Source organism: Brevundimonas faecalis, from assembly GCF_040549405.1.
Classification (GTDB): Bacteria; Pseudomonadota; Alphaproteobacteria; order Caulobacterales; family Caulobacteraceae; genus Brevundimonas; species Brevundimonas faecalis.
Genome location: NZ_JBEPTF010000002.1, coordinates 556489 through 580724 on the forward strand (window position 1 = coordinate 556489; position 24236 = coordinate 580724).

Below are 24236 nucleotides of genomic sequence, written 5' to 3' on the forward strand. Positions count from 1 at the left end.
GCCTGAACGCTCTCAACCGGCCTGTTTCGCGGCGGGGTGAGGCGACAAAGATGGAGTTTCAATGGCGCGTGAGTCCGAATTCCTGTCCCTGAGCGATCAGGCCCTCCGGGCCGTGATCGGTCCCAACAGCCGTCATGTCGCCCTGATCGAGGACGCCTTCAAGGTGTTGGTCGAGGCGCCGGGGGGCGGGGTCTCGATCAACGGGTCGCCGCGCGACAGGGCCCAGGCCAAGCGCGTGATCGAGACCCTGGCTAAGCGGGCGGACACGGGCGCGGAAATCACCGAGGCCGACGTGCGCATGGCCTTGGGCGCCGCCGTGGCTCAACCGCGCCCGGACCAGGGCCGGGTCGTGCCGGACGCTGTGGCCCTACCTGTCGGTCGGCGCGGCGCCATCGCGCCCAAGACGGCGGCCCAGGCCCAGTATCTGGACATGCTCAGCCGCTGCGAACTGACCTTCGGCGTCGGTCCGGCAGGTACGGGCAAGACCTTCCTGGCGGCGGCTTACGGCGCCTCCCTGCTGCGGCGCGGACAAGTGGACCGGCTGGTCATCACCCGCCCGGCCGTCGAGGCGGGCGAGAAGCTGGGTTTCCTGCCGGGCGACCTGAACGAGAAGGTCGACCCCTATCTGGCCCCGATCTGGGAGGCGCTGAACGACATTCTGGGCGTCGACGACGTGCGTCGCCGCCGGGAGAAGGGCGAGATCGAGGCGGCCCCCATCGCCTTCATGCGCGGCCGCACCCTGAGCCACGCCTTCATCATCGTGGACGAGGCGCAGAACCTGACGCGCCTGCAGATGAAGATGGTCCTGACCCGCCTCGGAGAGGGCGCGCGCATGGTGGTCACTGGCGATCCATCACAGATCGACCTGTTGAACGCGCGCGATTCCGGCCTGGATCACGCCCTGCGCATTCTGACCGACGTCAAGGGCGTCGGGGTCCAGGCCTTCAAGGCCGAGGACGTGGTGCGTCACGCCATGGTCGAACGCATCGTGCGCGCCTATGACGCCGACGCGGCGAAGGGGCGTCCTGCTTCGGACGCCGGGGACAAGAAGGACAGATGATCGAGATCGAGCTGGAAGATTCCGCCTGGGCCAAGGCCCTGCCGGATGTCGAGGCCGTGACCCAGCGCGCCGCCGAGGCGGCCCTGGGCGCCGTGGAAGGCGACGTGGTCGTCCTGCTGACCGAGGATGCGGCGGTTCGTGACCTGAACGCCCGTTTCCGAGACAAGGATCGGCCGACCAACGTCCTGTCCTTCCCGGCGGCGGAGACGGCCTTTCCCCATCTGGGCGACGTGGTCCTGGGCTTCGCCTATTGCGCGGCGGAGGCGGAAAGCCAGGGCAAGACGCTTGCCGACCACTTGAGCCATCTGGTCGTCCACGGCGTTCTGCACCTGCTGGGCCGTGATCACGAAGACGACGCCGAGGCCGAGGAGATGGAGGCCGAGGAGCGCGAGATCCTGACCGCCCTCGGCGTCGCCGATCCCTACCAGATCGAGCATGAGGTCCAGTCGTGAAGGCGCGGCTGTCGGCTCTTTGGGAAGGCCTCCTGATGAACCGTTGGGGTCGTATCGCTCTGGCCCTGCTCGCCGGCGCCGGCGCGGCCCTGGCTCACCCGCCGTTCGGCGTCCTGCCGGGCCTTCTGGGCTACCCCCTGCTGATGCTTCTGGCCGAGCGGTCGTCTAGGGTCAGGGGCGGCTTCTGGGTGGGGTGGCTGGCGGGCTTCGCCTACTTCTTCATCGGCTGCTGGTGGGTGGCGGAAGCCTTCCTGGTCAACAAGGACCAAGCCTGGATGGCGCCTTTCGCCGCCAGTCTCCTGCCAATGGGGCTGGGTCTCTTCTTCGGGACGGCCACGGCCCTCTATCGCCGGTTTGCGCCCGAAGGCACGCGACGCGTCCTGCTGTTCGCCGCTCTGTTCGCCCTGTTGGAGTGGCTGCGCGGCCATGTGCTGACCGGGTTTCCCTGGAACCCGACGGGCGCCGCCTGGGCGGCCGGATCGGCGATGTCGCAGTTCGCCTCGGTCGGGGGCGTCTATGGGCTCGGTCTTCTGACCCTGGGCGCGGTTTCGGCCCTAGGGCTGCTGATCGATCCGGGCGCACGTCGTCAGCGTCTGGTCGGTGCGGGTGCGGGCGTACTGGTTCTGGTCGGCCTGTTCGTCTTCGGCGCGGTCCGTCTGTCGTCGGCCGAACTGGTCAGGGGACCGACCCTGGTGCGTCTGGTCCAGGCCGATATTCCGCAGGAATCCAAGTGGAGTCCCGAGGCCTATCAGGCCATCGTCGATCGCTATGTGGCCCTGACCGCGCAGCGCGGGGCGGCGCTTCCCGACGTGGTGATCTGGCCCGAGGGCGCCCTGCCCGCCACGGCCAACGACGTCTTCAACTCTCCCGACGCCCAGGCCATCGCCGGCGCCCTGCAGACGGGTCAGACCCTGCTCATGGGGCTCAGCCGCGGCGAGGCGGACCCAAGCGCCAAGGGCGGCGCCCGCTATTACAACAGCCTGTTCGCCCTGAACGATGAAGGCGCGGCCGGCCTGCGGGTCGGCGCCATCTACGACAAGCACCGCCTGGTGCCCTTTGGCGAATACCTGCCCTTGGGTCGGTTGATGAGCCGGATCGGCGTGCGCAGCCTGGTGCATGTGCCGGCCGACTTCAGCCCCGGACCCAGGCCTGCGCCGATCAGCCTGGTCAATGCGCCCAACGCCCAACCTCTCATCTGCTATGAAAGCCTCTATCCAGGTTTCACGCCGGCCAGGGAGGGGGCGCGGCCGGCCTGGATCGTCAATGTCTCGAACGACGCCTGGTTCGGAAAGACGTCCGGGCCGCGTCAGCACTTGAATCTGGCCAGTTATCGGGCCATCGAAACCGGTCTGCCGGTGGCGCGAGCGACGCCGACCGGGGTTTCGGCCATGATCGACCCCTGGGGGCGGATCGCGGACGGAGAAAGGCTGGATCCGGACCATTCGGGCGTCATCGACGCGCGCTTGCCGGAGCCGGCCGCGCCGACAATCTACGGCCGTTGGGGAGACGGCCTTTTCGCCCTGCTTCTGGCCTTGATGCTGGCCGGCGGGCTAGGGTGGAGACGAAGGGGAAGGCAGGCATGAGGCGAGCCGCAGACGAGGATCGCAAGCGCCGGCGCGAGATCGACGCCGCCCTGGGCGCTCGTCTGCGCGCCATCCGTGAGAACCACGGTCTGAGCCAGGCGGACATGGCGCTCAAGCTGGGCATCTCCACCAATCAGTGGGGACGACACGAGGCTGGGATCAATCGGGTTCCGGCGTCGCGTCTGCTGCTCTTTTCTCAATTCATGCAGGTGGATACGACCGCTCTGTTCGCGGGTCTGCCGACCGAGCAGGGCGTGACGGCGCCTTCGGCCGCAGGCGCGGCTCGCCCGGCGTCCGCCTCCATTGCTGACGCCGAGATCAACGAAGGCTCCAGCGCGCTTGTGCTGCGGATCGCGGCGGCGGCGCGGGAGTTGCCGGAGGCGCGACAGCGCACCCTCCTGGCTGTCATCCGCGCGCTGAAAGCCGAGGACGAGGGCTGAAACACGGGGTTTCGAAAACCGCGCGCGATTTTTGGTGACAGGCTTTCCCAACTATCGCATGTCGAGTCTTGGGCGTGCGGCGACGCACTGTGAGAGGGTGTGGAATGGTCAGAGGCTTCGGAGAGGACGGTCCCCATCCGGTTGATCGTCATGTCGGTCGTCGGGTCGCCGAGAAACGCGTTTCACTCGGCTACAACCAAAGCGATCTTGGCCGCGCCTTGGGTCTGACCTTCCAGCAGGTGCAAAAATACGAAAAGGGCTCCAACCGCATCTCGGCGTCGAAGCTGTGGGACATAGCGCGCTTCTTCAAGGTCGACGTCAGCTACTTCTTCGAAGGCTTGGTCGCCCGTTCGGGCATGGCGGAGAATGACGGCGAGGAATTCGACCACGACCATCCGTCCACCCGTCATAGCATCGAGATCGGCCGTCTGGCTCCACGTCTGACCACGCATCAGCAACGGCTGGTGTTGGAGGTGATGCGCGACATGACCAGCAAGGGCGAGGACGCTCGCCCCTGAGAGCGGCGCAACGACCGCTCAATTGAAAAAGGCGCGGATCGCTCCGCGCCTTTCTGCTGTCTGGCGATCGGACCTGATCAGCCGGCCAGGGCGGCTTCCGAGGCCAGGATGCGGCTGGCGGCGTGAACCACGGCGCCGATGCGCAGGGCGGCCTGGATCTGGACATTGGGCACGCCGTGTTTGCGCAACTCGCCTTCGTGGGCGTCGATGCAGGCGCCGCAGCCGTTGATGGCCGAGACGGCGGTGGACCACAGTTCGAAGTCCAATTTCTCCACGCCCGGATTGGCGATCACGTTCATGCGCAGCTTGGCCGGCAGGGTCGTGTATTCCTGGTTCTTCATCAGATGCAGGGCGCGGTAGTAGATGTTGTTCATGCCCATGATGGCGGCGGCGGCCTTGGCGGCGTTCATCGCCTCGGGCGACAGGACGGTCGCGGCCTGGGCCTCGATCAGCTTGACCACGGGCGCGACGCCGATGGCGTGGGCCGATGCGAGGAAGCAGCCCCACTTCTGCTGGTCGTTCAGCACCGTCTCATTGGCCAGCGAGGACAGGTTCAGCGAGATATCCTTGCCGTAGGCCGGGATCAGGTCGCGCAGGGCGTCGAGGGACATGGGGACTTCCTTCTGCTCAACGGCGCCGCTTGCGCCGGATACAATATAGGGACTGCCGACACGGGCTGTCAGGATCAGATCTGACGGCAGGCGTCAGGCATGAAAAAAGGCGGCGACAGTCGCCCGCCGCCGCCTCTTCAAAGAGGATAGGCCCGGACCCATACGAACGCGGTCCGGGCCTATCCTTGGCCAGTACTTAAGCGGCCAGGGTCTCGCCGCCGACCGGGCGGTTGCAGGCGCACAGTTCGTCGGTCTGCAGAGCATCGACCACGCGAAGCGTGTCTTCCGGCGAACGGCCGACGTTCAGGTTGGTGACGTAGACGTGCTGGACGACGTTGTGCGGATCCACGACGAAGGTGGCGCGCAGGGCGACGCCGTTTTCCTCGTCCAGGACGCCCAGTTCGCGAGCCAGCTTGCCGCCGCAGTCGGCGAACTGCCACATCGGCAGCTTGTTCAGGTCGGCGTGGTCACGACGCCAGGCCAGCTTGGTGAACTCGTTGTCGGTCGAACCGCCGAGGACCACGGTGTCGCGGTCTTCGAATTCCTTGTTCAGCTTGGCGAAGGCGGCGATTTCCGTCGGGCAGACGAAGGTGAAGTCCTTCGGATAGAAGAAGATGACCTTCCACTTGCCCTCGAAGGAGTCCTGGGTGACGGTTTCGAAGGCCGAAACGCCGTTTTCTTCGTGGCTGTTGAAGCCCGGCTTCACGCCAGTGATCTTGAATTCAGGCAGTTTTTGACCGACGCCCAGCATACGGGAGCTCCATTCTGACAATGTAAGACAGCCGGCGCCGCAGGGAGATGCATCGCCGATGCGGGTCAGATGGGGCTTGGCGGGTCGGAAGTCAAATCGATGATTTCACAAAGACGCATAGATTTTTGTTATGGATAGCCGGTTGCTCCAGGCTCCGACCATCCACTCGCACCATAAGTTTTCTTGCTGGTTGTTCCAAAGTTTATCGATTTTCCTTCGGCGCGGAACCGGGCGTAGGCTCCGGGCATAATCTGCTGAACAGGAGGAAGTCATGGACGGACAAGCAGGCGGCCCCACCCCTCTCCACGATCCGAAGAAGGAGCCGGGCGCGCTGCGTTCGCTTCTTGGACGCACCAACCGCGACTGGTGGCCCAACCAGATTGCGATGGACATCCTGCATCAGCAGGGCAAGTCGGGCGATCCGATGGGCGACGACTTCGACTACGCCGCCGCCTTCAAGTCGCTGGACCTGGCGGCGGTGAAGCGCGATCTGACCGCCCTGATGACCGACAGCCAGCCCTGGTGGCCGGCGGACTACGGCCATTACGGGCCCTTCTTCATCCGCATGGCCTGGCACTCGGCCGGCACCTATCGCACCGGCGACGGGCGCGGCGGCGCCGGGGCGGGTCAGCAGCGCTTCGCTCCGCTCAACTCCTGGCCGGACAACGGCAATCTGGACAAGGCGCGCCGCCTGCTGTGGCCGATCAAGCAGCAGTACGGCGCCAAGCTGTCCTGGGCCGACCTGATGATCCTGGCCGGCAATGTCGCCATCGAGAGCATGGGCGGGCCGGTCTTCGGTTTCGGCGGCGGCCGCGCCGACGTGTGGGAGCCTGAGAAGGACGTCTACTGGGGCACCGAGGAAAACTGGGTCGGGGACGAGGGCAACCAGACCCGCATCCAGCCCGACAAGGACATGGTGCTGGAAGAGCCGCTGGCCGCCATCCAGATGGGCCTCATCTATGTGAACCCTGAAGGCCCCGGCGGCGTGCCCGAAGCCCTGGCCTCGGCCCGCGACATCCGCGAGACCTTCGCCCGGATGGGCATGAACGACGAGGAGACGGCCGCCCTGACCGCCGGCGGCCACACCTTCGGCAAGGCTCACGGCGCCGGCGACGCCTCCAAGGTGGGCGCAAGTCCCGAGGGCGCCGACATCGCCCAACAGGGCCTGGGTTGGATCTCGGGTCATGAAAGCGGCGTCGGCGATCACACGATCACCTCGGGCATCGAAGGCGCCTGGACCCCCACGCCGACGACCTGGGACATGACCTTCTTCGACATGCTGCTGGATCACGACTACGAGCTGGTCCGCAGCCCGGCGGGCGCCAAGCAGTGGCAGCCGGTCGGCAATCCGCCGGAAACCCTGGCCCCGGCCGCCCACACGCCGGGCAAGCGCGTGCCGACGATGATGACCACTGCCGACATGGCGTTCAAGATCGACCCGGAATACCGCAAGATCATGGAGCGGTTCCGCGCTGACCCGGCCTATTTCGGCGACACCTTCGCCCGCGCCTGGTTCAAGCTGTGCCACCGAGACATGGGCCCCAAGGCCCGCTACCTCGGTTCCGATGTTCCGGCCGAAGACCTGATCTGGCAGGACCCCATCCCGGTCCACACTGGGGCGAAGCTGTCGGACGCCGACGTCAAGACGCTGAAGGCCGCCATCGCCGCCTCCGGTCTGTCGGTCGCGGATCTGGTGTCGACGGCCTGGGCCTCGGCCGTGACCTATCGGGGCTCGGATCATCGCGGCGGCGCCAACGGCGGACGCCTGCGCCTGGCCCCGCAGAAGGATTGGGACGTCAACGAACCGGCCAAGCTGGCCCGCGTCCTCAAGGTCTATGAGGACGTCAAGGCGGCGTCCGGCCTCAACGTCTCCATCGCCGACCTGATCGTCCTGGGCGGCGTGGTCGGGGTCGAGCAAGCGGCCAGGGCGGGCGGTCACGACGTGGCGGTTCCCTTCACGCCGGGCCGCACCGACGCCTCGGCCGAGCAGACCGATATCGACGGCTTCAAGGTGCTGGAACCCCGCGCCGACGGCTTCCGCAACTATCTGCAGGTTCGCTTCAACGTCCCGACCGAGGAGTTGCTGATCGACCGGGCCCAGCTTCTGGGCCTGACGGCGCCGGAGATGACCGTCCTGGTCGGCGGTCTGCGGGTCATGGGCGCCAACCACGGCGGCTCGACCCACGGCGTCCTGACTGACCGGCCCGGCGTGTTGTCCAACGACTTCTTCGTCAATCTGCTGGACATGAAGACCGGCTGGAAACAGATCGACGGCAGCGCCGACGAGGTCTTCACCGGCAACGACCGGGCCAGCGGCGAAGAGCTGTGGACCGCCACCCGCACCGACCTGGTGTTCGGATCCAACGCCCAGCTGCGCGCCCTGTCCGAGGTCTACGCCTCGGCCGACGCGGGCGCCAAGTTCGTCCGGGACTTCGTCGCAGCCTGGACCAAGGTCATGAACGCCGACCGGTTCGACCTGAACTAGGCATATGGAGGCGCCGCGGGCCGCGGGGCTCGCGGCGCCTTCCTTCATCAATGACTTCGATTGTCTTTGAAAACACCATAGGGCGCGCCTATGTGGGGCGGATGCTCCCCACCCTGCGACAGCTTCACTATCTCAAGCTCCTGGCCGAGCACGCCTCCTTCAGCCGCGCGGCCGAGGCGGCCCACGTCAGCCAGCCGGCCCTGTCGGCCGGGGTGCAGGAGCTGGAGAAGATCCTGGGCGCGCCGGTGGTGGAACGCACGCGCGGCGCGGTGCAACTGACCGCCGTCGGCGCCGAGGCGGTCAAGCGCGCCGAAGACGTCCTGGCCCGCACCGAGGACCTGGTCGAGGCGGCGCGCAACGCGGGCAAGCCCCTGTCGGGCCGGTTCCGTCTGGGCGTCATCCCCACCGTCGCCCCCTTCCTGCTGCCGCGCGCCCTGCCCGGCCTGCGCGACCGTCACCCGGCCCTGCGCCTCTTCATCCGCGAGGATCTGACTCCGCGCCTGATCGCCGGGCTGAAGGCGGGCCAGCTCGACGCTGCCGTCATCGCCCTGCCCTATGAGGCGCCGGGCATCGACCACGCCCGCATCGGCGACGACGAGATCCTGGCCGCCGCTCCGGTCGGCCATCCGCTGGCGGGCGCCGGTCCCATCCCCGAGGGGATGCTCAAGGCCGACGACCTGATCCTGCTGGAAGACGGCCACTGTCTGCGCGATCAGGCCCTGGCCGCCGTCAATATCGAGGCCCCGCGCGGCGAGGACGTCTTCGCCGCCACCTCCCTGCACACCCTGGTCCAGATGGTGTCCTCGGGCCTCGGCGTCAGCTTCCTGCCGCAGATGGCGGTGCAGGCCGGTCTGGCCGACAATCCCGGCGTCGTGGTCCGCCCCATCTCCGCCGACGCTCCCCGCCGCGAGATCGTCGTCGCCTGGCGCGCCGGTTCCAGCCGCGCGGCGGAAGCCCGGCTTCTGGCCGAGGCGCTCAAGCTGGATTGAGGCGCTGCTTAGACGGAGGTCGAAGGCCGAACCGGCCCCCTTCGCTTGCGACCCCAGGCCTTATGTGGGAAAGGCCACGCGCGGTTTTGGCGGGCCGGCGGGTCGGTCATGCCGCGACTGGACCAAGGAAGGCCGCTCATGCTCGAAACCTATCGTCTTCACGTCGCCGAACGCGCGGCCCTGGGCATTCCGCCGCTGCCGCTGTCGGCCGAGCAGACCGCCGACCTGATCGAGCTGATCAAGACGCCGCCGGCGGGTGTCGCCGAGCAGGAGCTGCTGGACCTTCTGACCCATCGCGTGCCGCCGGGCGTGGACGACGCGGCCAAGGTCAAGGCCTCCTTCCTGTCCGCCGTGGCCCACGGCGACTTCGCCGTGCCGTCGCTGTCGCGCGAGCGTGCGACCGAACTGCTGGGCACCATGGTCGGCGGCTATAACGTCAAGCCGCTGATCGACCTGCTCAACGACGCGGTGGTCGGCGCCGTCGCCGCCGAGGGTCTGAAGAAGACCCTGCTGATGTTCGACTTCTTCCACGACGTCGCCGAACTGGCCAAGGGCGGAAACGCCAACGCTCAGGCCGTGCTGAAGTCCTGGGCCGAGGCCGAGTGGTTCACCAGCCGCGACAAGGTCGCCGACAAGATCACCGTCACCGTCTTCAAGGTGACGGGCGAGACCAATACCGACGACTTGTCGCCGGCGCCCGACGCCTGGTCGCGCCCCGACATTCCGCTGCACTACCTGGCCATGCTGAAGAACGCCCGTGACGGCATTACGCCGGAACAGGACGGTGTGCGCGGCCCGATGTCCTTCATCGAAGACCTGAAGGCCAAGGGCCATCTGGTCGCCTATGTCGGCGACGTGGTCGGCACCGGTTCGTCGCGCAAGTCGGCGACCAACAGCGTCATCTGGGCCACCGGTCAGGACATCCCCTTCGTGCCGAACAAGCGCTTCGGCGGCGTGACCCTGGGCGGCAAGATCGCCCCCATCTTCTTCAACACCCAGGAAGACTCCGGCGCCCTGCCGATCGAGGTCGACGTGACCAGCCTGAACATGGGCGACGTCATCGACATCTATCCCTATGAGGGTCGGATCGAGAAGAACGGCGAAAAGGTCGCCGACTTCGAGCTGAAGTCGCAGGTCCTGCTGGACGAGGTCCAGGCCGGCGGCCGCATCAACCTCATCATCGGCCGCTCCCTGACCGCCCGCGCGCGCGAGGCCCTGGGTCTGGCCGCATCGACCGAGTTCCGCCTGCCTGTGACCCCCGAGGACAGCGGCAAGGGCTTCACCGTGGCCCAGAAGATGGTCGGCCGCGCCTGCGGTCTGCCGGAAGGCCAGGGCATCCGTCCGGGGACCTATTGCGAACCGCGCATGACCACGGTCGGATCGCAGGACACGACCGGCCCGATGACCCGCGACGAGCTCAAGGACCTGGCCTGCCTCGGCTTCTCGGCCGACATGGTCATGCAGTCCTTCTGCCACACCGCCGCCTATCCCAAGCCGGTCGACGTCAAGACGCACCGCGAACTGCCGCAGTTCATCTCCAACCGCGGCGGCGTGGCCCTGCGTCCGGGCGACGGCGTGATCCACTCCTGGCTGAACCGTCTGCTGCTGCCCGACACTGTCGGCACTGGCGGCGACAGCCACACCCGCTTCCCCATCGGCATCTCCTTCCCGGCCGGTTCGGGTCTGGTGGCCTTCGGCGCCGCCACCGGCGTCATGCCGTTGGATATGCCGGAGTCGATCCTGGTCCGCTTCAAGGGCGAGATGCAGCCGGGCATCACCCTGCGCGACCTGGTTCACGCCATCCCCTACTACGCCATCCAGCAGGGCCTGCTGACGGTGGCCAAGGCGGGCAAGGTCAACGCCTTCTCGGGCCGCATCCTTGAAATCGAGGGCCTGCCGGACCTGAAGGTGGAACAGGCCTTCGAGCTGACCGACGCCTCGGCCGAGCGTTCGGCGGCGGGCTGCACCGTCAAGCTGAACAAGGAGCCCATCGTCGAGTACATGACCTCGAACATCGTGCTCATGAAGAACATGATCGCCGACGGCTACGCCGACGCCCGCACCCTGCAGCGCCGCATCGACGCCATGGAGGCCTGGCTGGCCGCGCCGAACCTGCTGGAGGCCGACGCCGACGCCGAATACGCCCACGTCATCGAGATCGACCTGGCGGACGTGAAGGAGCCCATCCTGTGCGCCCCAAACGACCCCGACGACGCGCGCCTACTGTCGGCGGTGCAGGAGACTCCGATCGACGAAGTCTTCATCGGCTCGTGCATGACCAACATCGGCCACTTCCGCGCCGCCTCCCTGCTGCTGAAGGGCAAGAAGGACATCCCGACCCGTCTGTGGGTGGCCCCGCCGACCAAGATGGACGCATCCGAGCTGACCAAGGAGGGCCACTATTCGACCCTCGGCGGCGCCGGCGCCCGCATGGAGATGCCGGGCTGCTCGCTGTGCATGGGCAACCAGGCCCAGGTGAAGGAGGGCGCGACCGTGGTCTCGACCTCGACCCGCAACTTCCCCAACCGTCTGGGCAAGGGCTCGAACGTCTATCTGGCCTCGGCCGAGCTGGCCGCCGTCGCCTCCAAGATGGGCCGCATCCCCACCGTGGCCGAATACATGGCCGAGATGGGCGTCATCGACGCCGACCGCGACGAGGTCTACCGCTACATGAACTTCGACCAGATCCCGGAATACGCGGATCGCGTCGCGGCTGAATAAAGCGGACGACAGTCTGAAAGACAAACGGCCGGTGGGGCGATCCATCGGCCGTTTTCATGGGTGGCGCGTTTACGGCGTCGTCTGTCCGATCATCGATCGGGCGACGGCCTCGGCGACCTTGATGCCGTCGACGGCGGCCGACAGGATGCCTCCCGCATAGCCCGCGCCTTCGCCGGCGGGGAACAGACCGCGCACGTTCAGGCTCTGGAAGTCCGCGCCGCGCGTCATGCGGATGGGCGAGGAACTGCGCGTCTCCACCCCCGTCAGAACCGCTTGGGCGTCGTCATAACGGGCGATCTTGCGGCCGAAGACGGGCAGGGCCTCACGCATGGCGGCGATCACATAGTCCGGCATCAGGGGCGCCAGATCGGTGGGGCGGACGCCGGGTTTGTAGCTGGGGACCACCTCGCCCAGTTCGGTCGAGGGGCGCCCGGCCAGGAAGTCGCCGACCAGCTGGCCCGGCGCGAAATAGTCGCCGCCGCCCGCCGTATAGGCGCGGGTCTCCAGGTCCCGTTGCAGTTCGATGCCCGCCAGCGGGTGGTCGCTCGGATAGTCTTCAGGCGAGATGCCGACCACGAAGCCTGAGTTGGCGTTTCGCTCGTTGCGCGAATACTGGCTCATGCCGTTGGTCACGACGCGGCCCGGCTCGCTGGTCGCCGCCACCACCGTCCCGCCCGGGCACATGCAGAAGCTGTAGACTGTTCGTCCGTTCGAGCAGTGGTGCGAAAGCGAATAGGCGGCAGCCCCCAGATCGGGGTGTCCGGCACAGGGCCCGAACAGGGCCCGGTCGATCCACGACTGCGGATGTTCGATCCGGAAACCGATCGAGAACGGTTTGGCCTCGATGTGGACGCCCCGATCGTACAGCGTCTCGAACGTATCACGCGACGAATGGCCGATGGCGAAGACCACATGGTCGGCCTCCAGAACCTCGCCGGTGTGCAGTCGCACGCCTCGTATGCACCCCTTCTCCAGTTCGATGTCGGTGACCCGGTGCTCGAAGCGGTATTCGCCGCCCAGCGCCTCGATCTTCTCGCGCATGGCCTCGACCATGGTCACGAGGCGGAAGGTGCCGATGTGCGGATGGGCCTCTGTCAGAATCTCTTCCGGCGCGCCGGCCGCGACGAATTCGGTCAGCACCTTGCGAGCGAGGAAGCGCGGGTCCTTGATCTGGCTGTAGAGCTTGCCGTCGGAGAAGGTGCCGGCCCCGCCCTCGCCGAACTGTACGTTGGATTCCGGGTGCAGTTTGCTCTTGCGCCACAACTCCCAGGTATCCTTGGTGCGTTCCCGCACCACCTTGCCGCGGTCGAGGATAATGGGCTTGAAGCCCATTTCGGCCAGGATCAGCCCAGTGAATAAGCCGCATGGCCCGGCTCCGATCACGACGGGCCTCAGGCGCTGGTTCTTGGGCGCGACCGCAACTGGACGATAGGCGATGTCCGGCGTGGGCTGAACGTGCACGTCGTCCTTGAAACGGGCCAGCAACGCGGCCTCGTCCCTGACTTCGACGTCGACAATATAGACCTTCAGGATCGCAGACTTCCGACGCGCGTCGTGCGCCCGCTTCCAGACCGACCAGGAAACGACATCACCCGGCGGCACGCCCAGGCGGGTAGCGATCGCGGCGGGCAAGGCCTCCTGCGGGTGATCGAGAGGCAGCTTGAGTTCTGACAGGCGCAACATCGGCGTCTTGTAGCCGTTCGTGACGCCAAACGCATGAGGCAAGAGGCGGCGGATGACCGAAGAAAAAGGCCGGCGGAGCGATCCACCGGCCTTTCCTGTTTCTGCCTGAAGCCTCGCCCTATTCGGCGGCGGCGGGCGTTTCGGCTTGCGGGCCGCCGGCCAGGTTGCGCAGGACGTAGGGCATGACGCCGCCGGCCAGCAGGTAGTCCAGCTCGGTCTGGTTATCGATGCGGCAGCGGACCGGGAAGCGGGCCATCTTGCCGTCCGAGGGGCGGAACATCTCGACCCACAGGTCCTGACGCGGCTTCAGCTTGCCGATGTTGGCGTCGGTCAGGCCGCGGATGGTGACGATCTCTTCACCGGTCAGGCCCAGCTTCTGCCAGCCGTCCTGCTTGAACTGCAGCGGCACCACGCCCATGCCGACCAGGTTCGAGCGGTGGATGCGCTCGTAGCTTTCGGCGATGACGGCCCGGACGCCCAGCAGGCGCGTGCCCTTGGCCGCCCAGTCGCGCGACGAGCCGGTGCCGTATTCCTTGCCGGCGAAGACGACCAGGGGGCGGCCTTCCGACTGGTAGCGCATGGCCGCGTCATAGATCGACATGACGTCGCCCGACGGGAAGTGCTTGGTGACGCCGCCCTCGATGTCCGGGGTGATCTTGTTGCGGATGCGGATGTTGGCGAAGGTGCCGCGCATCATGACTTCGTGGTTGCCGCGGCGGGCGCCGTAGCTGTTGAAGTCCAGGGCGTCGACGCCGTGGTTGGTCAGATAGACCCCGGCAGGCGAGGCCTTCTTGATCGAACCGGCCGGGCTGATGTGGTCGGTGGTGATGCTGTCGCCGAAGATGCCCAGGATGCGGGCTTCCACGATGTCGCTGACCGGGGCCGGCTCCATCGACAGGCCTTCGAAGTAGGGCGGGTTCTGGACGTAGGTGGACGTGTCCTCCCACTCATAGGTCTGGCCGCCGGTGACCTTGATGGCCTGCCAGTGCTTGTCGCCCTTGAAGACGTCCTTGTAGCGCTTGGCGAACATGGCCGGGGTGACCGACTTCTTCTGGATGTCGGCGATCTCCTGCGAGGTCGGCCACACGTCCTTCAGGAAGACGTCCTTGCCCTTCTTGTCCTGACCGATCGGGTCCTTGGTGATGTCGATGCGCATCGAACCGGCGATGGCGTAGGCCACGACCAGCGGCGGCGAGGCCAGGTAGTTGGCCTGGACGTCGGGGTTTACGCGGCCTTCGAAGTTGCGGTTGCCCGACAGGACCGAGGTCGCGACCAGGCCGTTGTCGTTGATCGCCTTCGATATGGCCGGGTCCAGCGGGCCCGAGTTGCCGATGCAGGTGGTGCAGCCGTAGCCGACCAGGTTGAAGCCCATGGCGTCCAGATCCTTCTGGAGGCCGGCGTCGGTCAGATAGTCGGTGACGACCTGCGAGCCGGGGGCCAGCGAGGTCTTGACCCAGGGCTTGACCTTCAGACCCAGGGCGTGAGCCTTGCGCGCCACCAGGCCGGCGGCGATCAGGACCGACGGGTTGGAGGTGTTGGTGCAGGAGGTGATGGCGGCGATGACCACGTCGCCGTCGCCCACGGTGAACTTCTCGCCTTCGACGGCGGCGCGCTCGGCGTCCGACGGGCGGCCGAAGACTTCGGTCAGGGCGGTTTCGAAGGACGGGGCGGCGACGTTCAGTTCAACGCGGTCCTGCGGCCGCTTGGGACCGGCCAGCGACGGCACGACCGTCGAGATGTCCAGTTCCAGAACGTCGGTGAAGACCGGGTCTTCCGAGGTCTCGTCGATCCACAGGCCCTGCGCCTTGGCGTAGGCTTCGACCAGGGCGACGCGCGCCTTGTCGCGGCCGGTGGCCGTCAGATAGTCGATGGTCGCGCGCGACACCGGGAAGAAGCCGCAGGTGGCGCCGTATTCCGGGGCCATGTTGGCGATGGTGGCCTGGTCCTCGATGGTCATCCCGGCGATGGCGTCGCCGAAGAATTCCACGAACTTGCCGACCACGCCCTTCTTGCGCAGCATCTGGGTGACGGTCAGCACCAGGTCGGTGGCCGTCGCGCCTTCCGGCAGCTTGCCGGTCAGCTTGAAGCCGACGACTTCCGGGATCAGCATCGGGATCGGCTGGCCCAGCATGGCGGCCTCGGCCTCGATGCCGCCGACGCCCCAGCCCAGGACGGCCAGGCCGTTGATCATGGTGGTGTGGCTGTCGGTGCCGACGACGGTGTCGGGATAGGCGACGGTCTTCTTGCCTTCGTCCAGGGTCCAGACGGTCTGGGCCAGGTTCTCCAGGTTGACCTGGTGGCAGATGCCGGTGCCGGGCGGCACGACGCGGAAGTTGTTGAAGGCCGAGGAGCCCCAACGCAGGAAGTTGTAGCGCTCGATGTTGCGCTCATATTCACGCTCGACGTTCTGGCCGAAGGCCTTGGCGTCGCCGAAGTGGTCGACCATGACCGAGTGGTCGATGACCAGGTCGACGGGGACCAGCGGATTGATCTTCTTGGCGTCGGCGCCTAGCTTGTCCATGGCGTCGCGCATGGCGGCCAGGTCGACGACGGCCGGAACGCCGGTGAAGTCCTGCATCAGGACGCGGGCCGGGCGGAAGGCGATCTCGTGCTCGACGGCGCCCTTGTTCTCGATCCAGGCGGCGACGGCCTTCAGGTCGGCTTCGGTGACGGAAACCCCGTCTTCGTTGCGCAGCAGGTTCTCCAGCAGGACCTTCATCGAGCGTGGCAGACGGGAAATCCCGGCCAGACCGGCTTCCTCGGCGACGGGAAGGCTGTAATAGGCGTATTTCTTACGCCCGACCGAAAGGTCCTGACGGGTCTTGAGGCTGTCGATCGACGGCATGGAGATAGGTCCTCTGACTGACGCCGCCCGACAATTCGGTTGCGCCTTCGCGCGCTGGACGCCGGGGCGCACAGGTCCCAGGCGCGCGCGGCGAAAGCCTGCTGCGGCGTCTGCGCATATAGTCTTGCACGGGGGAGCCGTCCATGTATCCACAACGCCGTCATGGACATTGAGAGAGGTTCGCAACAGGGCGGGCTCATGCTGACGGCGCTCGACATCCAGGGGGTGGCCCTGTCGCGCGGCGAGCGCGTCCTGTTCCGTGACCTGTCCCTGTCGATCAAGACGGGGCAGGCCGTCGCCCTGACCGGCGCCAACGGGGCGGGAAAGACCAGCCTGTTGCGCGCCGTGGCGGGCTTTATCCGTCCGGATGCGGGACGGATTCTCTTCCATGGCGTCGACGGCGTCGCGGTGGAAACGGAGACCGCCCGTCGCGAAGGCGCCCACCTTCTGGGTCATCTGGAGGGGCTGAAACCGGTGCGCACGGCGGGCCAGGAGTTCGACTTCCAGACCGGGTGGCTGGGCGAAGGTCGGAAGCGACGTGTCGAGGCTATCGAACGGCTGGCCCTGTCGCCCTTGCTGGATCTGGAGACGCGCAAGCTGTCGGCGGGCCAGAAGCGGCGCCTGTCGCTGGCGCGTCTGGTCGCGGCGCCTCGGCCTATTTGGCTGCTGGACGAACCCTTGGCGCCCCTGGACGAACGCTGGCGCGGGGTCGCTGCGGACTTGATGGCCGATCATCTGGCGACAGGCGGAATGATCCTGGCGGCGGTGCATGATCCCCTGCCCGTCGCGGCGCGCGAGTTCGACCTGGGGGATTGGGCGTGAGGGCGGCGCGCATCCTATTCGGACGAGAACTGTCCCTGGCCTGGGGCGGCGGAGGCGGTCCCCTGTTGGCCTGCGGCTTCATGCTGTGCCTGACGGCTATCCTCCCCCTGGCGGCGGGCGGCGATCCGCGCATCCTGGCGCCGGCCGCTTCGGGCGCCGGATGGATGGCCCTGGCCCTGGCCTCCCTTCTGTCGTTGGAGCGCCTGTTCGAGCGCGATCTGGAAGACGGTTCCCTGGACCTGCTGGCCATGGGACCCCTGCCCTTGGAGGCGATCGTGGCGATCAAGGCCCTGGCGCAATGGCTGGCGACTGGCCTGCCCCTGTCCCTGGCCGCCCCAGCGGCGGCCCTGGCCCTGGGTCAGCCTCCGGCCCTGACTGGTCTGACCGTGGCGGCGGCCGCTCTGGGCGGGCTGGGCTTCGCCTTCACCGGCGCCCTGGGCGCGACCCTGGCCCTGGGGGCTCGGCGCGGCGGCCTGTTGATCGCCGTGGTGGTGCTGCCGCTCTTCATCCCGCCGGTGGTGTTCGGGGCGGGCGCCCTGACGCGTGCGGCCAATGGTCAGGACCCGCTGTCGGCCCTGGCCCTGCTGGGCGCCTATGTCCTGTTCGCCATGGTCATCGCGCCGGTCGCCGGAGCGGCGGCGATCCGCAACGCCCAGGGCTAGTCAGGCTCAGGCGCGGGGTTTCAGTGTGACGTAGAGGGCGCCCTCGCCGCCGTGGCGGCGGTGCGCCGAGGCGAAACCGGACACCACGCCCCGCAGATGCGGTCCGGTCAGCCAGTCGTGAACCGAGGCCCGGATGATCCCTCCGCCTCTCCGCCCCTGGCCGGTGATGACCAAAACCGAACGCAGGCCGCGCATCTGGCAGCCGACCAGGAAGCCGTGAAGTTGGTCCTCGGCCTCGAAGCGGCCGAAGCCGTGCAGGTCGATGCGCGCCTCGATCGGATCGCGTTCGCGCGACAGACGGCGCTGGCGGCGAGGCTCCAGTTCCTCAGGTGTCGGGCGGGCGCGAGCGAGCGTCGGCTTGGCGGGCGCGGTGATCCCCAGGGCCTCGAAACGCGGCGTCTGGTCGGGGGCGTCGCGCTTCTTGCCGGCCACGCCGCGCGCGGGCTTGGCTGTGACGGGCGCGGGGCTTTCAGGATTGGGCAGGACGGCGCCGGGCGTGACGCGGGCGGCCTTGCGGCGTGCGGGCGGGGTCACTGTCCCGGTCACGCGGGCCCAGATGCGCTTGTCGTCGTCGGAAGAGGCGGGCGGGCCCTTTCTCGCCACCTCAGTCCTCGGCGTCGAAGGCGTCGCCGGGTCCCGGCTCGTGCGCCAGAAGGTCGCCGGGTTGGCAGTCCAGTTCGCGGCACAGGGCGTCCAAGGTCGAGAAGCGTACGGCGCGCGCCTTGCCGGTCTTGAGGATCGACAGATTGGCCACGGTCACGCCCACGCGGTCGGCGAGTTCCGTCAGCGACATGCGTCGTTCGGCGAGGATGCGGTCAAGCTGTACGCGGATGGCCATGGGGTGAGCTTAGCGTCTTGAGGTCAGATCGTCAGTTCGGATTCGCGGCGCAGGCGCGCGCCTTCGCGGAACACCTCCGCCAGGACGAAGACGACGAGGATGGAGAATACGGGGGTGAGCAGGTCGCTGACGCCCTGGGGCTCCATGACGCCGGGCGCCAGGCGCGAGACGGCGGCCTGGGCGGCCCAGACGCCGCCGGTCACGATAGCCAGGATCAGGCCGATCTGGCGCAGGCGGCGGACATTGTCGGGCTGAAACGGATCGCCCAGGGTCAGGGTGCGGAAGATCTTGCGCAGGCCGCGCAGGATGACCAGGAAGCCGCCGAAATAGGCGGTCACGGCGCCGACGCCGAACAGCAGAAGGGGGCGGGTCAGGGGCATCTGACGCCCGTCGCTTCCATCGGAGACGGTGACGTTGATATTGTCGAGGGGAATGAAGATCGAGGCGACCCAGAGCAGCAGCAGCACGCCGGTGATCAGGGCCAGCAGGACGTAGGCGACGTCCAGGGCGATCTTCAGCAGGCTGGACACCGAACCGGGACCCAGGGTCCGCAGATAGGCCTTATGCAGAGTCCCGCCGGTCAGGCGCGAGGCGCGGTTTCCGAAGGAAGCCATGTCGGGCAGGCCCATGACGTCAGGTCTCAGGCCGGGTGGGCGGGCGCGATCGCCGCGTCGGGTCCGGCGGTCCCGTACGCGGCGTCATTCTTCGCGGGGTTCATGCGGATCGTCAAAGCCTTCCAGGATGTTCGCCGGATAGAAGGGCGGGATCACAGGCTCTGGATCAGGATGGCGAAGGCGGCGGCCGGCAGCGAGGCCAGCAGGACGGCGTTGACGAAGCCATGGCCGACGCGGTCCAGCCAGATCGAGGTTTTCATCGCTTGCATCTTATCTCTCCGTTGTTGCACGATTTTCGTGCGTTTCGTTTAACCGCTGGAAGGACGTTGCGTCTGCTTCGCTTCGTCTGAACGTTGCGGCCTCCGTTCTTGAGATTGAAGATGAACCTCGCCGCGCTGGAAATCACGTTACATATCGTTTAACGATATTAAACTTTCGCAATGGGCCGGAGAGGGCTAGGATCGCCGAATGAATCTCAAGCTGATCAAGGGGATGCGGCTGGTGGCCGCGACCCACAATCCGGGCAAGGCGCGCGAGATCGAAGCCCTGCTGGACGGACATTACAGGATCGTCACCGCCGGGGAACTGAACCTGCCCGAACCGGAGGAGACGGAGAGCACCTTCGTCGGCAACGCCATGCTGAAGGCGCGCCATGCGGCCGAGGTCTCGGGCGAGGTCGCCCTGGCCGATGATTCCGGCCTCTCGGTCGCGGCCCTGGACGGGGCGCCGGGCATCTACTCCGCCCGTTGGGCCGGGCCGGGCAAGGATTTCGGCGCGGCTATGAAGAAGATCGAGGACCGCCTGGACGAGGTCGGCTCGACCGACCGCCGGGCCTGGTTCACCTCCGCACTTGCCGTGGCCTGGCCCGACGGGCCCTGTGTGGTGGTCGAAGGGCGGATCGACGGCGAGCTGGTCTTCCCGCCGCGCGGCGACCAGGGGCACGGCTATGACCCGATCTTCGTTCCCGAGGGCTCCGACAAGACCTTCGCCGAGATGGACGCGGCCGAAAAAGACGCCGTCAGCCACCGCGCCCGGGCCTTCGCCCGGCTCAAGGCGGCGCTGATTGACTGAGGCTTCCCCTCCTTCTCTCGCCCTTTATATCCACTGGCCCTACTGCGCCCGCATCTGCCCTTATTGCGACTTCAACGTCGTGCGCGACCGGGGGCGGGTCGAGGAACAGGCGGGGCTGGTCCAGGCCGTCCTGGCGGACATGGAGGCGCAGAGCCGGCTGATCGGTCCGCGCCGCCTGGCCTCGATCTTCTTCGGCGGCGGCACCCCGTCCCTGATGCCGCCGGAGGCCGTGGCGGCGGTGATCGAACGGGCGAGGGCCCTGTTTCCCCCGGCGGGCGACATCGAGATCAGCCTGGAAGCCAATCCGACCGACGCCGAGGCGGGCCGCTACGCCGCCCTGGCCGCCGCCGGGATCAACCGCCTGTCCATGGGGGTCCAGTCCTTCGACGACGCCGCGCTGAAGTTCCTGGGTCGCGACCATTCGGCGGCGGAGGCGCGGCGGGCGGCGCAGACGGCGGCGGGGATCTTCCCGCGCCTGTCCATCGACCTGATCTACGCTCGCCCCGGCCAGTCGGTGGCCGACTGGACGGCGGAGCTGACGACGGCGCTCGACCTGGGGTTCGAGCATGTCTCGCCCTATCAACTGACCATAGAGCCGACGACCGCCTTCGGTCGGGCCTTCGCGCGCGGAACCCTGGTCCCGCCGGACGAAGACCTGGCCGCCGAACTTTATGAGGCCACGCAGGCGGTGCTCGAGGCCGCCGGGTTCGAGGCCTATGAGGTCTCCAACCACGCCCGGGACGAGGCGGCGCGGTCCAGCCACAACCTGCACGTCTGGCGCGGCGGCGACTACCTGGGTCTCGGCCCCGGCGCCCATGGGCGGCTGACCCTGGAGGGCGCGCGCACGGCGACCGTCGCTCATCGCCGCATCGCCGACTATGTCGCGGGCGTCGCTGAGAGTTCGCCCTGGGCCGAGCAGGAACGGCTGGACGTACGCGACGCCGCCGAGGAGCGGGTGCTTCTGGGCCTGCGCACGATCGAGGGCGTTCCCCTGGCCCTGCTGCGGTCCCTGGACCTGTCGGAGGACGGCGGTCCCCTGGCCGAACTGATCGCGGACGGCTTCGTCGCGCTCAGGGACGGGCGCGTCGCCGCCACGGCGTCCGGGCGTCCGGTGCTGGACGCCGTGCTGCGCGCCCTCCTGACCTGAAGACCGTCAGACGGTCGCTGCGGCCTCTTCGATCAGGTCGGCGATCTCACTGGGACGCGAGGCCAGGGAGGCGTGGCCGGCGTCGAGGGTCACGACCTTGCGGGCGTTCATGCGGGCGGACATGCGCTGCTGATTGGTCGGGGCGATCATCCGGTCCTGGCTGGAGATCTGATACCAGGAGGGCTTGCTGCGCCACGCCGGGGCCGCCACGGCGTCTCCGAAGGTTCCAGCTAGGGGCGCCTTCTGCGTCACCGCCATGACAAGGGCCTCCTCGGCGTCCAGATCCTGGCAGAAGCTCTCATGGAACTTGTCGGCCTTGATCCACAGATAGCCGTCGCTGTCGGGCGCCAGATTGGGGGCGGCGACCGGCGGGTCCTGCTGGGTTATGCCGCCGGGGCTTTCGCCGGCGTCCGGAGCGAAGGCGGCGACGTAGACCAGGCCCGCCACGTTCGGCAGGTCGCCGGCCTCCGACAGCACCGCCCCGCCGTAGGAATGGCCGACCAGGATGACGGGGCCCGTCTGTTGGCGCACCATCTTGCGGACGCGTTCGGCGTCGTCGGCCAGCGACGTCAGCGGCATCTCGACGGCGTGCAGCGAGGTGTAGCCGCGTCGCGCCAGTTCGGTGATGACCTTGGCCCAATGGGCGGCGCCGCCCCAGAAGCCGTGAACGAGGACGATGGCGGTCGATTTGGACATGGCGAGGTTCCGGTTCGAGCGGCGGACGCGCCGCGCCAGAGGAGCGCGGCGAACGAACTCGCGTTCCGCAGTCCTGACCGCTTTCACGACACCGTGACGCTCTCTAGGATGGAGACATGTCTTCCGACGCCTCGCTCTTTCCGCCGACCGCCCCGCCCGCGCGTTCCGTCGCGCCCGGCCTCTATCTGGTGGCGACGCCCATCGGCAATCTGCGCGACATGACGCTGAGGGCGCTCGACGTCCTGGCCGCCGCCGACCTGGTCCTGGCCGAGGACACGCGGGTGACGGCCAAGCTGCTGACTGCCTATGGCCTGCGCGCCAAGCTGGAACGCTGCGACGACCACGCCTCGGCGCGGGCGGCCGAGATCGCCGTCGAACGGTTGCAGGCGGGGGAGGTTGTGGCCCTGGTCTCCGACGCCGGCACGCCCCTGGTGTCGGACCCCGGCTATGTGGTGGCCCGCGCCGCCATCGCCGAAGGCTTGCCGGTCCATCCCATCCCCGGCGCTTCCAGTCTGCTGGCCGCCCTCTGCCTGGCGGGCCAGCCTGCCGACCGTGTCTTGTTCGCGGGCTTCCTGCCGCCGAAGTCGGGAGCGCGAAAGACCATGCTGGAGGAGCTTCGCACCGGGCGTCAGACCCTGGTCTTCTTCGAAAGCGGCCCTCGCCTGAAGGACAGCCTGACCGACATGGCCGAGGTGCTGGGCGACCGCCCCGCCGCCGTCACCCGTGAACTGACCAAGCTCTATGAGGAGGCCGTGCGCGGCACGCTTTCCGAACTGGCCGCCGACCCGCGCTGCGACGCGCCCAAGGGCGAGATCGTCGTGGTCATCGGTCCCGGCGAGGCCGAGGTCGCCAGCGCCGCCGACGCCGACGCGGCCCTAGCCGAGGCCCTGACCCGCCTGCCGCCGGGCGAGGCCGCTTCGGAGGTGTCCAGGGCGCTGAACCTGCCGCGCAAGGTCCTCTACAAGCGGGCGCTGGAGATGCAGGGACGGTGACGCCGCGCCTGCGTCCGCCCGCCTCGTCGCCGAAACCCAAGGCGGGCTGGCGTCAGGTCCTGGGCGGGCGGTCATGGCGGGAGGGCCACGACGCCGAATGGCTCGCCGCCCTGTGGCTGATGCTCAAGGGCTATCAGGTCCTGGCCTTTCGCCTGAAGGGGAAGGGCGGGGAGATCGACGTCCTGGCGCGGCGCGGTCCCGTCCTGGCGGTGGTGGAGGTCAAGCGACGGCGGACGTTGGAGGCCGCGCTGTCGGCCCTGACGCCGGCTCAACATGACCGGCTCCTGGCGGCTGGGCGGTCCCTGGCGCGCAGCCGCCCCTCGCTTCAGGGGCTGAAACTGAGGATCGATATGGTCGCGCTGGCGCCCGGGCGATTTCCGCGTCATCTTCGCGGCGTGGAGATCGACGACAGGAGCGGATAACCGGTGACCCGGGACGAGGCCGTAAGCATCTTGACCCAGGCGGGCGCCGCCGGGGAGGACGGCTTTCCCCTGCTGGAATGCGCCATCGCCTGCGCCATTCACGACTATCCGTTCCGCGATCCCGAGCCCGCCCGCATCCTGGCCGACCGGGCCGCGCGCCGCCTGAAGGAGCGGGCGGCGAACGAAAGCCCCGACGAGGCCCTCACGGAGACCATGGCCGCCGACTTCCGATTGAACGGCGACCTGCTCAACTACGACCATCCGGGCAATACGGACCTGATCGACGTGGCCGAGCGTCGGCGCGGCCTGTCGGCGGTCCTGGTCATCTTCTACCTGGACGCGGCGCGGCGGGCGGGTCTGTCGGCGGCGGCCGTGGACTTCCCCGGCCATGTCCTGCTGCGGGTCGAGACGCCGGAGGGGCCGGTGGCCCTGGACCCCTTCAGCCAGGGACGCCTCGTCCTGCCCAGCGAGCTGACGCGCCGCGCCCTGCGCGCGGGCCTCATGCCCCATGTGGCGGACCGGCTAGACCTGCTGATGGCGCCGGTCAGCGATCGCCAGGCCCTGATCCGGCTGCAGAACATCCTCTTCACCCGCGCCCTGTCCATGGAGGACTACGACGGGGCCGAGCGTTCGGCCCTGCGTCGCGCCCTGCTGGACCCCGAAGACCATCGGCCTTGGCTGGATGTGGCCTCCGCGCGCGAGAAGCAGGGCGCCCTGACCGGCGCGCTGGAGGCTCTGGCGCGGGCCCGCAACCTGGGAGAGCCCGCCGAATCCTGCCGCGTCGGCATGGACCGCGTCCGCATGCGGTTGAACTGAAGGCTTGCGGCGCGCCGC

At 68.0% G+C, this 24236-nt stretch carries 23 protein-coding genes; 15 read left to right on the forward strand and 8 right to left on the reverse strand.

Features of this window, described 5'->3' with window-relative positions:
• Nucleotides 1–61 precede the first annotated feature (61 nt).
• From ABIE19_RS10720 to ABIE19_RS10740, 5 genes are all read left to right on the forward strand, one after another.
• Nucleotides 62–1060 (forward strand): PhoH family protein, encoded by a 999-nt coding sequence (locus ABIE19_RS10720; RefSeq protein ID WP_354089173.1) that lies wholly within the window; start codon nt 62–64, stop codon nt 1058–1060.
• Nucleotides 1057–1512, forward strand: a complete 456-nt coding sequence (gene ybeY, locus ABIE19_RS10725) for an rRNA maturation RNase YbeY (protein WP_354089174.1) — start codon at nt 1057–1059, stop codon at nt 1510–1512. Before ABIE19_RS10720 ends, ybeY begins: the two co-directional genes overlap by 4 nt.
• A 35-nt stretch (nt 1513–1547) precedes the next feature.
• Nucleotides 1548–3095 carry an apolipoprotein N-acyltransferase gene (gene lnt / locus ABIE19_RS10730; protein WP_354089175.1) on the forward strand — a complete coding sequence of 516 codons (1548 nt, stop codon included), beginning with the start codon at nt 1548–1550 and terminating at the stop codon, nt 3093–3095.
• Nucleotides 3092–3535: a helix-turn-helix domain-containing protein gene (locus ABIE19_RS10735; protein WP_354089176.1), complete on the forward strand. Its 444-nt coding sequence runs from the start codon at nt 3092–3094 to the stop codon at nt 3533–3535. The genes lnt and ABIE19_RS10735 overlap by 4 nt, the downstream gene beginning before the upstream one ends.
• Before the next feature lie 104 nt (nt 3536–3639).
• On the forward strand, nt 3640–4053 hold the full coding sequence (locus tag ABIE19_RS10740; RefSeq protein ID WP_354089177.1) for a helix-turn-helix domain-containing protein: 414 nt from the start codon (nt 3640–3642) through the stop codon (nt 4051–4053).
• A 77-nt stretch (nt 4054–4130) separates the two neighbouring features.
• Here the strand turns inward: ABIE19_RS10740 and ahpD are convergent, their stop codons facing one another.
• A complete protein-coding gene (gene ahpD / locus ABIE19_RS10745) occupies nt 4131–4664 on the reverse strand; it encodes an alkylhydroperoxidase, AhpD family (RefSeq protein WP_354089178.1) in 534 nt (177 codons plus the stop codon).
• A 196-nt stretch (nt 4665–4860) separates the two neighbouring features.
• The gene (locus ABIE19_RS10750) at nt 4861–5415 is read right to left on the reverse strand and encodes a peroxiredoxin (protein WP_292084884.1); all 555 of its coding nucleotides are present in this window, start codon (nt 5413–5415) and stop codon (nt 4861–4863) included.
• Between the two features lie 271 nt (nt 5416–5686).
• Here ABIE19_RS10750 and katG point away from each other — a divergent pair, with 271 nt between their 5' ends.
• The 3 genes from katG to acnB all read left to right on the forward strand — a co-directional run bounded on the left by katG (nt 5687) and on the right by acnB (nt 11610).
• A complete protein-coding gene (gene katG, locus ABIE19_RS10755) occupies nt 5687–7900 on the forward strand; it encodes a catalase/peroxidase HPI (protein ID WP_354089180.1) in 2214 nt (737 codons plus the stop codon).
• 101 nt (nt 7901–8001) lie between these two features.
• The gene (locus ABIE19_RS10760; protein ID WP_354089181.1) at nt 8002–8889 is read left to right on the forward strand and encodes a hydrogen peroxide-inducible genes activator; all 888 of its coding nucleotides are present in this window, start codon (nt 8002–8004) and stop codon (nt 8887–8889) included.
• 138 nt (nt 8890–9027) lie between these two features.
• Entirely contained in the window at nt 9028–11610 is a 2583-nt protein-coding gene (gene acnB / locus ABIE19_RS10765) for a bifunctional aconitate hydratase 2/2-methylisocitrate dehydratase (protein ID WP_354089182.1), read from the forward strand.
• A gap of 69 nt (nt 11611–11679) precedes the next feature.
• Here acnB and ABIE19_RS10770 read toward each other — a convergent pair whose 3' ends face one another.
• Entirely contained in the window at nt 11680–13293 is a 1614-nt protein-coding gene (locus ABIE19_RS10770) for an NAD(P)/FAD-dependent oxidoreductase (protein WP_354089183.1), read from the reverse strand.
• A gap of 118 nt (nt 13294–13411) precedes the next feature.
• Complete coding sequence (acnA, locus tag ABIE19_RS10775) at nt 13412–16138, reverse strand: aconitate hydratase AcnA (protein WP_354089184.1); 2727 nt, start codon at nt 16136–16138, stop codon at nt 13412–13414.
• Nucleotides 16139–16336: 198 nt separating this feature from the next.
• Between acnA and ccmA the strand changes: the two genes are divergently transcribed.
• Nucleotides 16337–16960: a heme ABC exporter ATP-binding protein CcmA gene (gene ccmA / locus ABIE19_RS10780; RefSeq protein WP_354089243.1), complete on the forward strand. Its 624-nt coding sequence runs from the start codon at nt 16337–16339 to the stop codon at nt 16958–16960.
• Complete coding sequence (ccmB, locus tag ABIE19_RS10785; RefSeq protein WP_354089185.1) at nt 16957–17622, forward strand: heme exporter protein CcmB; 666 nt, start codon at nt 16957–16959, stop codon at nt 17620–17622. The genes ccmA and ccmB overlap by 4 nt, the downstream gene beginning before the upstream one ends.
• 6 nt (nt 17623–17628) lie before the next feature.
• Here the strand turns inward: ccmB and ABIE19_RS10790 are convergent, their stop codons facing one another.
• Genes ABIE19_RS10790 through ABIE19_RS10800 form a run of 3 tightly spaced genes read right to left on the reverse strand, consistent with a single transcriptional unit; the run spans nt 17629 to nt 19089 of the window.
• The gene (locus ABIE19_RS10790; protein ID WP_354089186.1) at nt 17629–18225 is read right to left on the reverse strand and encodes a Smr/MutS family protein; all 597 of its coding nucleotides are present in this window, start codon (nt 18223–18225) and stop codon (nt 17629–17631) included.
• A 1-nt stretch (nt 18226) separates the two neighbouring features.
• Nucleotides 18227–18460 carry a helix-turn-helix domain-containing protein gene (locus ABIE19_RS10795; RefSeq protein ID WP_354089187.1) on the reverse strand — a complete coding sequence of 78 codons (234 nt, stop codon included), beginning with the start codon at nt 18458–18460 and terminating at the stop codon, nt 18227–18229.
• Nucleotides 18461–18483: 23 nt separating this feature from the next.
• A complete protein-coding gene (locus ABIE19_RS10800; RefSeq protein WP_354089189.1) occupies nt 18484–19089 on the reverse strand; it encodes a DUF2975 domain-containing protein in 606 nt (201 codons plus the stop codon).
• 453 nt (nt 19090–19542) lie between these two features.
• Between ABIE19_RS10800 and rdgB the strand changes: the two genes are divergently transcribed.
• Both rdgB and hemW read left to right on the forward strand, forming a co-directional pair.
• Nucleotides 19543–20145, forward strand: a complete 603-nt coding sequence (gene rdgB / locus ABIE19_RS10805; protein WP_354089190.1) for an RdgB/HAM1 family non-canonical purine NTP pyrophosphatase — start codon at nt 19543–19545, stop codon at nt 20143–20145.
• A complete protein-coding gene (hemW, locus tag ABIE19_RS10810; protein WP_354089191.1) occupies nt 20138–21292 on the forward strand; it encodes a radical SAM family heme chaperone HemW in 1155 nt (384 codons plus the stop codon). The genes rdgB and hemW overlap by 8 nt, the downstream gene beginning before the upstream one ends.
• Nucleotides 21293–21298: 6 nt before the next feature.
• On the opposite strand, the gene ABIE19_RS10815 is transcribed toward hemW, so the two are convergent.
• Nucleotides 21299–21988, reverse strand: coding sequence for an alpha/beta hydrolase (locus ABIE19_RS10815; protein WP_354089192.1), 690 nt, complete (start codon nt 21986–21988; stop codon nt 21299–21301).
• 116 nt (nt 21989–22104) lie between these two features.
• Between ABIE19_RS10815 and rsmI the strand changes: the two genes are divergently transcribed.
• From rsmI to ABIE19_RS10830, 3 genes are read left to right on the forward strand one after another with little or no spacing between them, the layout of a single operon-like run.
• On the forward strand, nt 22105–22980 hold the full coding sequence (rsmI, locus tag ABIE19_RS10820) for a 16S rRNA (cytidine(1402)-2'-O)-methyltransferase (RefSeq protein ID WP_354089193.1): 876 nt from the start codon (nt 22105–22107) through the stop codon (nt 22978–22980).
• Nucleotides 22977–23402 carry a YraN family protein gene (locus tag ABIE19_RS10825; RefSeq protein WP_435521146.1) on the forward strand — a complete coding sequence of 142 codons (426 nt, stop codon included), beginning with the start codon at nt 22977–22979 and terminating at the stop codon, nt 23400–23402. The genes rsmI and ABIE19_RS10825 overlap by 4 nt, the downstream gene beginning before the upstream one ends.
• Before the next feature lie 3 nt (nt 23403–23405).
• On the forward strand, nt 23406–24218 hold the full coding sequence (locus ABIE19_RS10830) for a SirB1 family protein (protein ID WP_354089194.1): 813 nt from the start codon (nt 23406–23408) through the stop codon (nt 24216–24218).
• Nucleotides 24219–24236 lie beyond the last annotated feature (18 nt).